The 13,732-nt window shown below is 70.9% G+C and carries 13 protein-coding genes; 7 read left to right on the top strand and 6 right to left on the bottom strand.

Going from position 1 to position 13,732, the window contains the following annotated elements; translation table 11 throughout:
* Positions 1 to 133: 133 nt before the first annotated feature.
* The 3 genes from ACZ6AA_RS04210 to ACZ6AA_RS04220 are packed head-to-tail and all read left to right on the top strand — an operon-like array spanning position 134 to position 3,459.
* On the top strand, positions 134 to 1,123 hold the full coding sequence (locus tag ACZ6AA_RS04210; RefSeq protein ID WP_468451634.1) for a carbohydrate ABC transporter permease: 990 nt from the start codon (positions 134 to 136) through the stop codon (positions 1,121 to 1,123).
* Positions 1,120 to 1,950 (top strand): carbohydrate ABC transporter permease, encoded by an 831-nt coding sequence (locus ACZ6AA_RS04215; RefSeq protein ID WP_468451636.1) that lies wholly within the window; start codon positions 1,120 to 1,122, stop codon positions 1,948 to 1,950. Before ACZ6AA_RS04210 ends, ACZ6AA_RS04215 begins: the two co-directional genes overlap by 4 nt.
* A 6-nt stretch (positions 1,951 to 1,956) precedes the next feature.
* Entirely contained in the window at positions 1,957 to 3,459 is a 1,503-nt protein-coding gene (locus tag ACZ6AA_RS04220; protein WP_468480574.1) for a glycoside hydrolase family 3 protein, read from the top strand.
* Between the two features lie 226 nt (positions 3,460 to 3,685).
* Here ACZ6AA_RS04220 and nagB read toward each other — a convergent pair whose 3' ends face one another.
* On the bottom strand, positions 3,686 to 4,471 hold the full coding sequence (gene nagB, locus ACZ6AA_RS04225; RefSeq protein WP_468451640.1) for a glucosamine-6-phosphate deaminase: 786 nt from the start codon (positions 4,469 to 4,471) through the stop codon (positions 3,686 to 3,688).
* A 309-nt stretch (positions 4,472 to 4,780) separates the two neighbouring features.
* On the opposite strand from nagB, the gene ACZ6AA_RS04230 reads away from it, so the two are divergent.
* Positions 4,781 to 5,851: an SIS domain-containing protein gene (locus ACZ6AA_RS04230; protein ID WP_471456156.1), complete on the top strand. Its 1,071-nt coding sequence runs from the start codon at positions 4,781 to 4,783 to the stop codon at positions 5,849 to 5,851.
* A gap of 186 nt (positions 5,852 to 6,037) precedes the next feature.
* On the opposite strand, the gene ACZ6AA_RS04235 is transcribed toward ACZ6AA_RS04230, so the two are convergent.
* Positions 6,038 to 6,874 carry an SDR family oxidoreductase gene (locus tag ACZ6AA_RS04235; RefSeq protein ID WP_471456158.1) on the bottom strand — a complete coding sequence of 279 codons (837 nt, stop codon included), beginning with the start codon at positions 6,872 to 6,874 and terminating at the stop codon, positions 6,038 to 6,040.
* Positions 6,875 to 6,969: 95 nt separating this feature from the next.
* Between ACZ6AA_RS04235 and ACZ6AA_RS04240 the strand changes: the two genes are divergently transcribed.
* Positions 6,970 to 7,566 (top strand): TetR/AcrR family transcriptional regulator, encoded by a 597-nt coding sequence (locus tag ACZ6AA_RS04240; protein ID WP_471456160.1) that lies wholly within the window; start codon positions 6,970 to 6,972, stop codon positions 7,564 to 7,566.
* A gap of 513 nt (positions 7,567 to 8,079) precedes the next feature.
* Positions 8,080 to 9,546, top strand: a complete 1,467-nt coding sequence (locus ACZ6AA_RS04245; protein ID WP_471456616.1) for a sensor histidine kinase — start codon at positions 8,080 to 8,082, stop codon at positions 9,544 to 9,546.
* 252 nt (positions 9,547 to 9,798) lie between these two features.
* On the opposite strand, the gene ACZ6AA_RS04250 is transcribed toward ACZ6AA_RS04245, so the two are convergent.
* Complete coding sequence (locus ACZ6AA_RS04250) at positions 9,799 to 10,056, bottom strand: WhiB family transcriptional regulator (protein ID WP_016639615.1); 258 nt, start codon at positions 10,054 to 10,056, stop codon at positions 9,799 to 9,801.
* A gap of 319 nt (positions 10,057 to 10,375) precedes the next feature.
* Complete coding sequence (locus tag ACZ6AA_RS04255) at positions 10,376 to 11,344, bottom strand: diacylglycerol/lipid kinase family protein (protein ID WP_405660972.1); 969 nt, start codon at positions 11,342 to 11,344, stop codon at positions 10,376 to 10,378.
* Between the two features lie 102 nt (positions 11,345 to 11,446).
* On the opposite strand from ACZ6AA_RS04255, the gene ACZ6AA_RS04260 reads away from it, so the two are divergent.
* Positions 11,447 to 11,899, top strand: a complete 453-nt coding sequence (locus tag ACZ6AA_RS04260) for a hypothetical protein (protein ID WP_468451650.1) — start codon at positions 11,447 to 11,449, stop codon at positions 11,897 to 11,899.
* A gap of 97 nt (positions 11,900 to 11,996) precedes the next feature.
* Here the strand turns inward: ACZ6AA_RS04260 and ACZ6AA_RS04265 are convergent, their stop codons facing one another.
* Together ACZ6AA_RS04265 and ACZ6AA_RS04270 are read right to left on the bottom strand one after the other, a co-directional pair.
* Positions 11,997 to 13,160 (bottom strand): RNA polymerase sigma factor SigF, encoded by a 1,164-nt coding sequence (locus ACZ6AA_RS04265; protein ID WP_468451652.1) that lies wholly within the window; start codon positions 13,158 to 13,160, stop codon positions 11,997 to 11,999.
* The gene (locus ACZ6AA_RS04270; protein WP_030359877.1) at positions 13,157 to 13,570 is read right to left on the bottom strand and encodes an ATP-binding protein; all 414 of its coding nucleotides are present in this window, start codon (positions 13,568 to 13,570) and stop codon (positions 13,157 to 13,159) included. The genes ACZ6AA_RS04265 and ACZ6AA_RS04270 overlap by 4 nt, the downstream gene beginning before the upstream one ends.
* Positions 13,571 to 13,732 lie beyond the last annotated feature (162 nt).

Genomic DNA, 13,732 nt, shown 5'->3' on the forward strand with positions numbered 1-13,732 from the left:
GTACCCATGCGCTCTCCGCGCCCCCAGCGGCGCGACCATGCGTTCTCCGCGCTGCCCACGGCGCCCCCGCTGCCCCCAGCGTCTCCCGCGCTGCCCCCAGCGTTTCGCGTTGCCCACGAAAGAGATGGCGAGCATGACCGTGCAGAAGACCGAACGGCCGCCCTCCGGCCCGACGGAGGTGCAGACACCGGACGGCGGACCACGACCAGGAGGCCCGCGCGGGTCCCGGGAACGTCTCGCCGGCCTGACGCCCTATCTGCTCCTTGCCCCCGCGATCATCGCCACCCTGCTGCTGCTCGGCTGGCCGCTGGTCAACAACGGGATCCTGTCGTTCCAGAACCTCAACATGCGGCAGTTCATCCTGCACTTGACCGAGTGGAACGGAATCGACAACTACAAGGAGGTCCTCACCAGCGAGGACTTCTGGCGGGTCACCGGCCGCTCGGTCGCCTTCACCGCCGTCAACGTCGTGCTGATCATGATCCTCGGCACGCTGGTGGGACTGCTCCTGGCCCGCCTCGGCCGGAAGATGCGCACGTTCCTCCTGGTCGGCCTCGTACTCGCCTGGGCGATGCCCGTCGTCGCGGCGAGCACGGTCTACCAGTGGCTGTTCGCGCAGCGCTTCGGCGTCGTCAACTGGGTGCTCGCCAAGATCGGCTTCGATTCGATGGCCGACCACGACTGGCTGGCCACGCAGTACTCGACCTTCTTCGTGGTCCTGCTGCTCATCGTCTGGATGTCCATCCCCTTCGTGGCGATCAACCTGTACGCCGCCACGACCACCATTCCCAAGGAGCTGTACGAGGCCGCGTCGCTCGACGGCGCCGGGGCCTGGAAGCAGTTCACCCAGGTGACGCTGCCCTATCTGCGGCCCTTCCTCTACGCCACGACGTTCCTGGAGATCATCTGGGTCTTCAAGGCGTTCGTGCAGGTCTTCACGATCAACGAGGGCGGCCCCGACCGGCTCACCGAGATCCTGCCCGTCTACGCCTACATCGAGGGCATGGGCAACCAGCACTTCGGCATGGGTGCCGCGATCGCGCTGCTCACCATCGTCATCCTGCTGGCCATCACCTCGTTCTACCTGCGGATCGTGCTCAAGCAAGAGGAGGACGAGCTGTGAAGCGCTCGCTGATGGGCCGGCTGTGGCCCAACCTGGTCGCCGTCGTCATCTTCGTCTTCTGCGTCTTCCCCGTGTACTGGATGTTCGCGACGGCCTTCAAGCCGACCGGCGACATCATCGCCGAGGACCCGGTCTGGTTCCCGACCGACGCCACGCTCGAACACTTCAAGACGGCGATGGACGTCGACCACTTCTGGACCATGGTCGGCAACTCCCTCACCGTGACGATCCTCGCGGTCGTCTTCTCCCTCATCATCGGAGTGACCTCGGCGTTCGCCCTCGCCCGGATGCGCTTCAAGGGCCGCCGCGGCTTCATCATCGGCTTCATGCTGGCGCAGATGGCGCCGTGGGAAGTCATGGTCATCGCGATCTACATCATCGTGCGCGACGCGGACATGCTGAACAGCCTGATCCCGCTGACCCTCTTCTACATGGTGATGATCCTGCCCTTCACCCTCCTCACGCTCCGCGGCTTCGTCGCCGCCGTGCCCAGGGAGCTGGAGGAGTCCGCCATGGTCGACGGCTGCACCCGGATGCAGGCCTTCCGCCGGGTGATCCTGCCGCTCCTTGCACCCGGCCTGATGTCGACCTCGCTCTTCGGCTTCATCACCGCCTGGAACGAGTTCCCGCTGGTCCTCGTGCTCAACAAGGAAGCGGACGCCAAGACGCTGCCGGTGTGGCTCTCCAGCTTCCAGACCGCCTTCGGCGACGACTGGGGCGCCACCATGGCCGCGGCCTCGCTGTTCGCCATCCCGATCCTGATCCTCTTCGTCTTCCTCCAGCGCAGGGCCGTGGCCGGCCTGACCGACGGCGCCGTGAAGGGCTAACGCACCATGACCTCCTCCTACACCGCCTCCGCGGGCACACAGGACTCCCTCACGCGCGACGCCCTGACCGTGCTCCAGCCCGGCTTCGGCGGCACCACCGCCCCCGACTGGCTGCTGCGCCGCATCGGCGAGGGCCTCGCCTCCGTGGGCCTGTTCGGCCGCAACATCCAGACCCCCGAGCAGGTCGCCGCGCTCACCGCCCAACTGCGGGCCGAGCGCGAGGACATCGTCGTCGCCATCGACGAGGAGAGCGGCGACGTCACCCGCCTCGAGGTGCGCACCGGCTCCTCCTTCCCCGGCAACCACGCGCTCGGCGCCGTCGACGACGTCTCGCTCACCCGGGGCGTCGCCGCGGAGCTCGGCCGCCGCCTCGCCGAGTGCGGCGTCACCTTCAACTGGGCGCCGTCCGCCGACGTCAACTCCGACCCCGGCAACCCGGTCATCGGCGTACGCTCCTTCGGCTCCGACCCGGACCTGGTGGCCCGGCACACCGGCGCCTACATCGAGGGCATGCAGTCCTCCGGCGTCGCCGCCTGCGCCAAGCACTTCCCCGGCCACGGCGACACCGCGGTCGACTCGCACCACGCGGTGCCGCACATCGACGTCGACGCGGACATCCTGAACGCCCGCGAACTCATCCCCTTCCGCGCGGCCATCGCCGCCGGTACGCGCGCGGTGATGAGCGCCCACATCAGCGTCCCGGCCCTCGACCCGGACCTTCCGGGCACGCTGTCCCGGCGCATCCTCACCGACCTGCTCCGCGGCGAACTCGGCTTCGACGGCCTGATCGTCACCGACGGCATCGAGATGCGGGCCATCTCCGGGACCTACGGCATCGAGCGCGGCACCGTCCTCGCCGTCGCCGCGGGCTGCGACGCGATCTGCGTCGGCGGCGGACTGCACGACGAGCTGACGGTCCTTCGGCTGCGGGACGCCCTGGTGGCGGCCGTCCGTGCGGGCGAACTCCCCGAGGAGCGGCTCGCCGACGCCGCCGCCCGGGTGCGCGCCCTCGCCGACTGGGCCTCGGCCTCGCGCGCGGCCGGCGCCGGGGGAGCGGCCGACCCGGAGATCGGCCTGCGCGCGGCCCGCCGCGCCCTGACGGTCACCCACAGCGAGTCCTCCGCGGGCGCGCTCACCGAGGCGCCCTACGTCGCCGCCTTCACCCCGCTGGCCAACATCGCCGTCGGCGACGAGACCCCGTGGGGCGTCGCCGCCGAGCTGGCCCGCCGTCTGCCCGGCACGGAGACCGGCTCCTTCAGCGGCGACGACGCGGGCGCGAAGGCCCTCGTGGCGGCGGGCTCCCGACGCGTGGTCGCCGTCGTCCGCGACGCCCACCGCCACCCGTGGATGGCCGCCGCCGTCGACCACCTTCTCGCCGCCCGCCCCGACACCATCGTCGTCGAAATGGGCGTTCCCCAGTCCAAGCCCACGGGGTCCCTGCACATCGCCACGTATGGCGCCGCGCGGGTCTGCGGGGAGGCTGCGGCGGAGGTGCTGATCGGGGGGTGAACCCCGGGGCTCGGACGCCGGGGCTCGGACGCCGGTGCCGGTGCCGGTGCCGGGGCTGAGGTTGAGGTTGAGGCCGGGGCTCGGGCCGACCCCGGCGCCGGGCGGCTCGGCCCGGCCCGGAGCAGTACCCGCATGCCCGGAGCAGGAGCAGTACACGCATGAAGGAGGGGGCGCCCCAGACCCTGGGGCGCCCCCTCCTTCATGCGTCGCTGTGTCGCCGTATCCCCTACAGCCCCTGCCAGGCGGGCTTGTTGGCATACGTGTGCCGGAAGTAGTCCGCCAGCTTCAGCTTGGACGCGGCCGCCTCGTCCACGATCACCGTGGCGTGCGGGTGCAGCTGGAGCGCGGAGGCGGGCACCACGGAGGCCACCGGACCCTCGACCGTCGCCGCCACGGCGTCGGCCTTGCCCTCACCCGTCGCGAGCAGCACCAGGTGCCGGGCCTCCAGGATCGTGCCGATGCCCTGCGTGATGACGTGGTGCGGGACCTGCTCGATGTCGCCGTCGAAGAACCGCGCGTTGTCCACCCGGGTCTGCTCGGTCAGCGTCTTGATCCGCGTCCGCGACGCCAGCGACGAGCAGGGCTCGTTGAACCCGATGTGCCCGTCCGTACCGATCCCCAGCAGCTGCAGGTCGACACCGCCCGCCTCCGCCAGCGCCCGGTCGTACGCCTCACACGCCCCCTGCACGTCCGCGGCACTGCCGTCCGGCCCCATGAAGGCCGACTCGTCGAGGCCGAGCGGCGCCACGACCTCACGCAGCACCACCGAGCGATACGACTCCGGGTGTCCGGCCGGCAGCCCCACATACTCGTCGAGCTGGCAGATCCGGGCCCGCGACGCGTCCACCTCACCCGCGCGGACCTTCGCCGCCAACGCCTCGTAGATGGGCAGCGGGGTCGAGCCGGTGGCGACACCGAGCAGGGCGTCGGACTTGCGGCGCACGAGGGCGGCCATGGCCTCCGCGATGAGCTCGCCGCCTGCCTTGGCGTCCGGGACGATGACAACTTCCACGCTGGGCCTGCCGATCTGATGTAGGGGAGGAGCGGGACTGGCGCTCGGACGAGTGTGGTATAGACCAATCTAGCAGAGCCGCACCGCCCAGGTGCAGGGGTCGAACCCCCAAACGCCCACGACACCAGCGGTTCCCCGCCCCCACACGTGCACGCCCCCACACGTCCATCCTCCGCCCCGAACCCGACCCTCGCCCGCTGGGCCGAGCCCTGCCCGCCGCCGAACCCTGCCCCCCCGCACAGGGCCCCAGGCCAGCCCCTCCGCCCGAAGGGCAAGCGCTCCCGGCCAGTAGCCAGCACAGTGGGAAGCATGACTGTGATGTCGTCCTCCCCTTACAGCGAGCAGCCCGGCCGCATCATGTCCCGTGAGATGGCCGAACAGCCCCAGGTCCTGCGGCGGCTCCTCGACACCGGTGCCCCTGCGATCCGCGAGACCGCCCGACAGGTGGCCGCGCAACGCCCCCGCTTCGTCCTCCTCACCGCCCGTGGCACCTCCGACCACGCCGCCCTCTACGCCAAATATCTCCTCGAAGTCCGCCTCGGCCTGCCCTGCGGCCTCACCTCCATGTCCACGACCACCGCCTACGGCGCCAAGCCCGACCTCCGGGACGTCCTGGTCGTCACCGTGAGCCAGTCCGGTGGCTCGCCCGACCTCGTCGCCTCCACCCAGGCCGCCCGCGAGGCCGGCGCCATCACTCTCGCGGTCACCAACAACCCCGACTCCCCGCTCGCCGCCGTCTCCGAGCACCACATCGACATCCTCGCGGGCCCGGAGAAGGCCCTCCCGGCCACGAAGACCTACACGGCGTCCCTGCTCGCCCTCTACCTCCTCATCGAGGGGCTGCGCGACGGCGACGGAGCCGCCGCGGGCCCGCTGCCCGACCTCGCCGCCGACCTCCTGGCCCGGCAACCGGAGATCCGGACCCTCGCCGCCCGCTACCGCTTCGCCGAACGCATGGTGATCACCTCGCGCGGCTACGGCTATCCCACGGCCAAGGAAGCCGCCCTGAAGCTGATGGAGACCAGCTACATCCCCGCCCTGGCATACTCCGGCGCCGACCTTCTGCACGGTCCCCTCGCCATGGTCGACAACATCTCGCCGGTCATCGCCGTCGTGCCGGACGGCAGGGGAGGGGAAGCGCTCCAGCCCGTCCTCGACCGGCTGCGCGGACGCGGCGCCGACCTGGTGGTCATCGGGCCCAAGACCCAGGTCGAGCAGGCCTCCGCCGGGTTCGCCCTGCCGACGGACGGGGTCCCCGAGGAGGTCCAGCCCATCCTGGAGATCATCCCCCTCCAACTCCTCGCCTACGAGGTGACGATCGCCCGTGGTCAGGACCCGGACGCGCCCAGAGCTCTTGCCAAGGTGACGGAGACGAGGTGAGGGGGTGGGGCGTGGGTGTGGGGGCGGGGGAGGAGGTGGGTGAGGTGGCGGAGCCGGGGACGGCACCGCGGCCGCCGTGTGGGTCGGCCCGCGGTGCCATCCGGGGCGCAATCCGGGCCGCCCCCGCCGTCCCTCCACGCCCCCTGGCCGTGGCCCTGCTCCCGCCCCGCCGGGCCGAGGCACCGCTCAGCTCAGCGAACCCCCCGTCGCGTCCAGCCAGTGCCCCGTCACCCAGCGCCCGTCCTCCGAGGCGAGGAACGCGACCGCGTCGGCTATGTCCTGCGGCGTCCCGACCTTGCCGAGGGCTGATATGGCCGCCGCGCCCTCCCACGCTTCCTTGTTCTCCTCGCCGCGCAGCCAGGCGGCGTTGACGTCCGTGTCCACGATGCCCGGGGCCACCGAGTTGACCGTGATGCCGCGGGCGCCGAGCACCTTCGACAAGTTCTGGGTGAAGACGTCCAGGGCGCCCTTGGTCATGGCGTACGTCATGATCTGAGGCATCACGGCGGAGCGGGAGAGGCCGGACGAGATGTTGATGACGCGCCCGCCGTCCCGCAGCCGCTCCGCGCCGAGCTGGGTGATGAAGAACGGTGCCTTGACGTTCACCGCGAACAGCCGGTCGTGCTCGTCCTCATCCGCCTCCGTGAACGAGCGCGACGTGCCGATCCCGGCGTTGTTCACCAGGATGTCCAGGCCGTCCGCGTGCGCGTCGAACGCCGCCCACAGCGCCGCCGCGTCCCCCGGCACGCCCAGCTCCGCGCCGATCGCGAACGCCGAGCCGCCCGCCTGCTCGATCGCCGAGACCGTCTCCTTCGCGGCGGCCTCGTTGCTGCCGTAGTGCACGGCGACCCGCGCGCCGTCCTGGGCCAGTCGCTCGGCGATCCCTCGCCCGATGCCCCGGCTTCCGCCCGTGACCAGGGCGGTCTTGCCCGCGAGCCGCTTCACCGGCGCTCCGCCCTCCGCGAGGCCCTCAGTCGTCTCGGCGGTCTGCCCGTTTGCCGTCTTCTCCGTCAGCGCACCCATGATCAGGCGCCCCCCAACTTTCTCTAGCGGTCGCTACACAAAGAACCGTACCGGATCACCCACCGCTTTTCTAGTGCCCGCTATAGAATTCCTCCATGGCGACGAAACAGCGAGGCAGGCCACGCTCCTTCGACCGCGAGACGGCGTTGGAGAAGGCCTTGCGCCAGTTCTGGGAGCACGGGTACGAGGCGACGTCCGTCGCCGACCTCACCCGCGAGATGGGCATCGGCGCCCCGAGCCTGTACGCGGCCTTCGGCGACAAGCGGACGCTCTTCGAGGAGGTCCTGGTGCGCTACGCGGGCTCGTACGGAGCCTTCGGCGGGCGCGCGCTGACCGAGGAGCCGACGGCTCACGGCGCGATGGAGCGCATCCTGCGCGAGGCCGCCGACGCCTTCACGGAGCCGGGGTATCCCCACGGCTGCCTCGTCATCCACGCGGCGACCAACTGCACCACGCCGGAGGTCGAGCAGACCCTGCGCGAGCGCCGCAACGCGAACATCGCGACCTTCGCGGCCCGCATCCAGCAAGGCATCGACGCGGGCGAGATCGCCGCCGGCGCCGACGCCGCTGACATCGCCCGCTACGTCGGCGCGGTGTTCCAGGGCCTGTCCCAGCAGTCCCGCGACGGCGCCACCAGGGAGAACCTGCAGGCCGTCGTCGATCTGGCGATGCGGGCCTGGCCTGCGGCCTGAGGGAGGGGCGGGCCGAGCGGCGGGCGGAGGGGCGGGTCGGGCTGCGGGCGGATGGGTGGCCGGGCGGCAGGCGGCGGCCGGATGGGCGGTCCCGGGCGGCGGGCGTAAAGGCAGCCCGGGCGACGGGCGCGGCGGCGGTCGGGTGAGCCCTCGGCCCGGGCTCCCCGCCGAGCCGGTGCCCGCCCCCGATTCTGGAGGAAGATCCGACAACAAACCCCGTCCCGCACATAGACATGGGAGAATGGTCTAGTCCACAATGCGGGAGTAAAGCTCCGCTCTTCCCGCACAGAAGAGCGGCCGAGGAGCCGGTGCTCTCTGCCCTGACCGCGCCGGGCACTCCTCAATCGGCGGCCGGTACCGCACATTCTGGCTGCCGATGCACCGAAGGGCCGCGGTGTTGGGGTCGGGTTGAGGGTCCCGCCCCGGCGCCGCTGCCCGACGGGGACCGGCGCCGGGAGGTGAACACTCCCGGACCTGCCCGGACCGCCAGGTACGCTCGCACACGTGCCCTCCATGAACGACCTCGTACGCGAGCACACGGCCCTCGGCGACTCCGACCTCGAGTGGCTCCATCTGCTGGTCTCGGAGTGGCAGCTGCTCTCCGACCTCTCCTTCGCCGACCTCGTGCTGTGGGTGCCCACGCGCGACGGCACGCGCTATGTCTCCGTCGCGCAGATGCGGCCCAACACCGGCCCGACGTCCTACCAGGACGACATGGTCGGCCACCTCGTCCCGCGCGGCCGCCGCCCGCTGCTCGACGCGGCGCTCGACGAGGGGCGCATCGTGCGCGAGGGCGACCCGGAGTGGCGCGAGGAGGTGCCGGTGCGGGTCGAGTCCATCCCCGTGCGCAGGGAGGGGCGCGTCCTCGGAGTCATCGCCCGCAACACCAACCTCCTTACGGTGCGCACCCCTTCGCGCCTCGAACTCACCTACCTCCAGTCGGCGTCCGACCTGGCGCAGATGATCGCCGCGGGATCGTTTCCCTTCGAGGGGCAGCAGGTCGACATGGACGCCTCCCCGCGCGTGGGCGACGGACTGGTGCGCCTGGACGCGGACGGTGTCGTCCAGTACGCCTCGCCGAACGCCCTCTCCGCGTACCACCGGCTCGGCCTCGCCGCCGACCTGGTGGGCCACCACCTGGGCAAGGCCACCGCCGAACTCGCCCCGTCCCGGGGCCCGGTGGACGAGGCCCTGACCAAGCTGGCCAGCGGCTGGGCGCCCCGCGAGTTCGAGATCGAGGGCGGCGACGGCGTGATCCAGCTGCGCGCCATCCCGCTCAAGCCCAAGGGGCCGCGCATCGGTTCGCTCGTACTGCTGCGGGACGTCACCGAACTGCGCCGTCGCGAGCGCGAGTTGATCACCAAGGACGCCACCATCCGGGAGATCCACCACCGGGTGAAGAACAACCTTCAGACGGTCGCGGCCCTGCTGCGCCTCCAGGCGCGCCGCATCGACTCCGTCTCCGGCCGCGAGGCCCTGGAGGAGGCGGTGCGGCGCGTGGGCTCCATCGCCATCGTCCACGAGACGCTCTCCCAGAACCTGGACGAGCGCGTGGAGTTCGACGAGATCGCCGACCGAGTCCTCGCCATGGTCGCGGAGATCTCTCCCGGTACGGTCACGGGTCGGCGCACCGGCCGCTTCGGCATTCTCGACGCCGAGGTCGCGACGCCGCTGTCGATGGTTCTCACGGAGATCCTGCAGAACGCCCTGGAGCACGGTTTCGCACAGGGGGACACCGGCACCGTCGAGGTCTCCGCGGTCCGCGGCGGCACCGCGAAGGAGGCCCGCCTTCTGATCACCGTCCAGGACGACGGCGTCGGACTTCCCGACGACTTCGACCCGCACCGCTCGGGCAACCTGGGGCTGCAAATCGTGCGCACCCTCGTCGAGGGCGAGCTGGGCGGCACGTTCGACATGGTCAAGGCGCCGGAGCGAGGGACCCGCGTCGTCCTGGATGTTCCGGTACGCGGCGACAAGTAGCACTCGCACACAGCAAGGTCAGCACACGCACAGCAAAGGTGTCGGCAGTCCCGCGCGGCGGGACACATGGCGCCGCACACAGCAGGAAGCCCCGGACCGTGTCGGTCCGGGGCTTCCTGCTCACGTTGCGATGCGCATCGGGGGTACTGCGCGGCTGCGGCTCGGGGGCGGGGGTTGCGTACGCGCTGTCTACGGAGTAATGCCGTCAGGCACACGCGCCGCCAAGCTCAGGCTCGTAAAGGGGCGTGGGCGTCAGGCGCTGGCCTGGCGCGCCCGGTTGCGGGCGGCGCGGCGCTTCATCGCGCGGCGCTCGTCCTCGCTGAGGCCACCCCAGACGCCGGAGTCCTGGCCGGACTCAAGCGCCCACTGCAGGCACTGCTCCATGACGGGGCAGCGACGGCAGACGGCCTTGGCTTCCTCGATCTGCAGCAGCGCAGGACCGGTGTTGCCGATGGGGAAGAACAGCTCGGGGTCTTCCTCGCGGCAAACGGCGTTGTGACGCCAGTCCATGGCTGCTACCTCTCCTTGGTCTTACATGAAGATTGCTTGTGAATGTGAACGCTTTCACGAATCCCCCCGCACGGGAAGGGTCGACTCCCAGTTGCCTGGTGTGGACCTTGTGGTGAGAGGAGGGGTTCTGGCGACCTGTAGAGGCCGATGTTGCGGGCCGTCCCGATCGCCATGTAGAGATTCGCAAACCTCGGCGGCGGATACAACCCCTTCCGGAAAGTTTTTTTTGATTCCTCGGTGTCGACTGAGTCACAGCCGTACTTCCATGGGGTGGAGCCTGGCCTAAACGTTCGAGTGAAAGGACTTTAGGCCCTTCCACTCACACAATCACACGCAGTGCACGGCGTACGCCTGTGAACGTCACGCTCGTCCGCAGCCCCAGGTGGTCACCGTCCATCTGGAGGGGGAGGGGCACCTTCGAATGCAAGGTGAAGTCCGTCAGGTCGTGCAGCGAGACGGCGTTCTTTCCGTGGGGCCCGCGGTCGGGTGTGGACCGCAGCAGCTGGGTGCCGTACCGGGCCACCGAAGCCGTCGAGAGACGCTTGAGTCCCAGCACGTCCAGGCCCGTCTCGAAGGACGCCTTCGGAGACGCGTACAACGGACGATTGCCCAGGTAGGACCAGGGGGAGGTGTTGCAGACTATGGACATCACAAGGTCCGTCACCGGCTCCTCGCCGGCCCGCTCCAGCGTGATCGAACCGTGTCGGCGGTCGCCCTCGCCGAGGAACTGGCGTACCACCTGGCGCACGTAAAGAGCGTGCGTCGAGCGCTTGCCGCGCTCCCGGTGCTGTTCGACCCGACCGACCACACCGGCGTCGAATCCCAGCCCCGCCGCGAACGTGAACCAGCGCGACGGCACCGCTTCATCATCCGTCCCGGGAGTCCCGGAGACCCGCCCGAGGCTCACTGTGCGTTCACTTCCCTCACGCAGCGCGTCCAGGAGGGCGCCGGTCGCCTCCACGGCGTCGTTCGGCAGGCCCAGGGCGCGCGCGAAGACATTCGTCGAGCCCCCGGGGACGACGGCGAGGCGAGGCAGGTTCTCCGGAGAGGGGCCGTTGTGCAGCAGACCGTTGACGACTTCGTTGACGGTGCCGTCGCCGCCGAGGGCCACCACCAGCTCGATGTCCTTGCTCTCCGCGGCCTGCCGACCGAGGTCCCGGGCGTGACCGCGGTACTCCGTAGTGACCGCTTCCAGCTTCATCTCGCTCGCGAGCGCGTGGATCAGTACGTCACGTGTGCGCGCACTGGTGGTAGTAGCCGCCGGGTTGACCACGAGAAGTGCACGCATGCGCAGCAGACTACCTAGGGGTCTTTACCTGGCCCAGACCGAGGTCTGGCCCGAACCGCACCGACGTGCCGCTCCCCAGACGCCCGGGGCTACCCTCGATGCGTGAGCACTGAGCCGAAGACCACCCCCGAAGCCCCCGCGTCGGGCCCCCGCCCCGGGCGCCTCACGGCCGCCGCGGCGCTCGCCGCGCTGGAGGGCCTTGCCCTCGTCGTCGGCGGTGCCTACATGCTCGTCATGGGGCTCGCGGGCGACCCCGACAATCCGCGCCAGGCGACGACGGGCGGCGTCACGCTGATCGTCCTCGCGCTGCTGCCGCTGCTCGCCGCGCGCGGTCTGCTGCGGCTGCGCCGCTGGGCGCGCGGGCCCGCGATCATCACGCAGATCATGGCGCTGCCCGTGGCCTGGCAGCTGCTCCAGGCGGACAGCGCGATGATCCCCGGCGGTATCGCGCTCGCGGCGATCGCGGTGGCGACGCTGGTGCTTCTGATCCACCCCGCCACGACCGAGGCGCTCGGCATCGGCGGGCCCGGCAACGTACAAGAAGGCAGCAAGTAGCCGCACGGACCGGCACGCGGTCGCAGTGACGCCTCTGGGGGCGGCGAGGACATCCTCGCCGCCCCCAGAGGCGTCACTGTGGGGCTGTGCGGCCCGCTCACTCCTCCACGAGGAGCTTCTCGCGGAGTTGCGCCAGGGTGCGCGCGAGCAGCCGGGAGACGTGCATCTGGGAGATGCCGACCTCCTGGGCGATCTGCGACTGCGTCATGTTCCCGAAGAACCGCAGCAGCAGGATGCGCTTCTCGCGCGGCGGCAGGTCCTCCAGGAGCGGCTTGAGGGATTCGCGGTACTCGACGCCCTCCAGGGCCTCGTCCTCGGCGCCCAGGGTGTCCGCCACGGCCGGTGACTCGTCGTCCGTGTCCGGGACGTCCAGGGACAGCGTGGAGTAGGCGTTCGCCGACTCCAGGCCCTCCAGGACCTCCTCTTCGGAGATCGCCAGTTTCTCGGCCAGCTCGTGCACGGTCGGGGAGCGGCCGTGCAGCTGCGACAGCTCGGCCGTGGCTGTCGTCAGCGCGAGCCGCAGTTCCTGCAGGCGCCGCGGCACCCGCACCGCCCAGCCCTTGTCACGGAAGTGGCGCTTGATCTCGCCGACGACCGTCGGGGTGGCGTACGTGGAGAACTCGACGCCGCGGTCCGGGTCGAACCGGTCCACCGACTTGATGAGGCCGATCGTGGCGACCTGGGTCAGGTCGTCCAGGGGCTCGCCGCGGTTGCGGAAGCGGCGGGCCAGGTGCTCCACGAGCGGCAGGTGCATGCGGACCAGCTGATTGCGCAGCTCCGCGTACTCCGGGCTGCCGTTCTGCAGGGCGCGCAGCTCGATGAACTTCGCCCGCGCGCCGCTGCGGTCCTGTGGATCGTGCCGGCTGTGCTGCTCGTGCTCGCTCATCGTCCCGCCCGTCACCCGCCGCCGCCCTTCTGGGGACTGGCCCCCAGTGCTGGACGCCCGGGGGGACCCCCTGCGTGCGGCGCCTGCTTGGTCCTGTCGACCACCCGGGCCGGACAGCTCGTCGGTCCCGTCCCCGGCGGTCGGCTCTGCCTGCTCTCGCGCGGCGGCCGTCCCGGCCGCCGACTGACCCTGCTGCTCCGGGTCCTGTGGGTGCGGCCTGGCCTGCTGCTCGGGGATGCTGCCAGGGGCAGGCCCCGGCTCCACCGGACCGCGCCCGGAGGCCGGCCGTGTGCCGCCCCTGCCGCGGGCGGGCAGACCGTGTGTGCCACGTGTGCCGCGCTCTTCGTCCCGCACCGGCCCGTCCCCGTTCCTCACGCCGGCCCGGGTCCCGCGCCGCGCTGTTTGTAGAGGCTGATCGAAACGGTTTTGTCGTCGGCCACCGAGGAGTTGACCTTGCCCGCGAGGGCCGAGAGGACGGTCCACGCGAAGGTGTCGCGCTCCGGGGCGCGGCCGTCCGTGGTGGGCGCCGAGACGGTCACCTCCAGGGAGTCGTCGACGAGCCGGAAGACGCAGCTGAGCACGGAACCGGGCACGGCCTGCTGGAGCAGGATCGCGCACGCCTCGTCGACAGCGATGCGGAGGTCCTCGATCTCGTCCAGGGTGAAGTCCAAGCGTGCCGCGAGGCCGGCCGTGGCCGTACGCAGCACCGACAGGTAGGCACCCGCAGCCGGAAGGCGGACCTCCACGAAGTCCTGATTCCCGGGCTCGCCTGCGATCTGGGACACCCTCACCTCCAAGGTGGTACAAGCACTTTCGGGGCTCCGGCCGTCGCGCCGCGGCGGTCCGGACTGCGTCACACGGGTGACGCACCACGTTTTTCAGCGGTGACGCTACCGCGCTGCCCAGTTCCGTGTCCCGGGGCCCCACCCCGTTGCTGTCACTCATAG

The sequence above is a fragment of the Streptomyces sp. NPDC040610 genome (genome assembly GCF_055594065.1).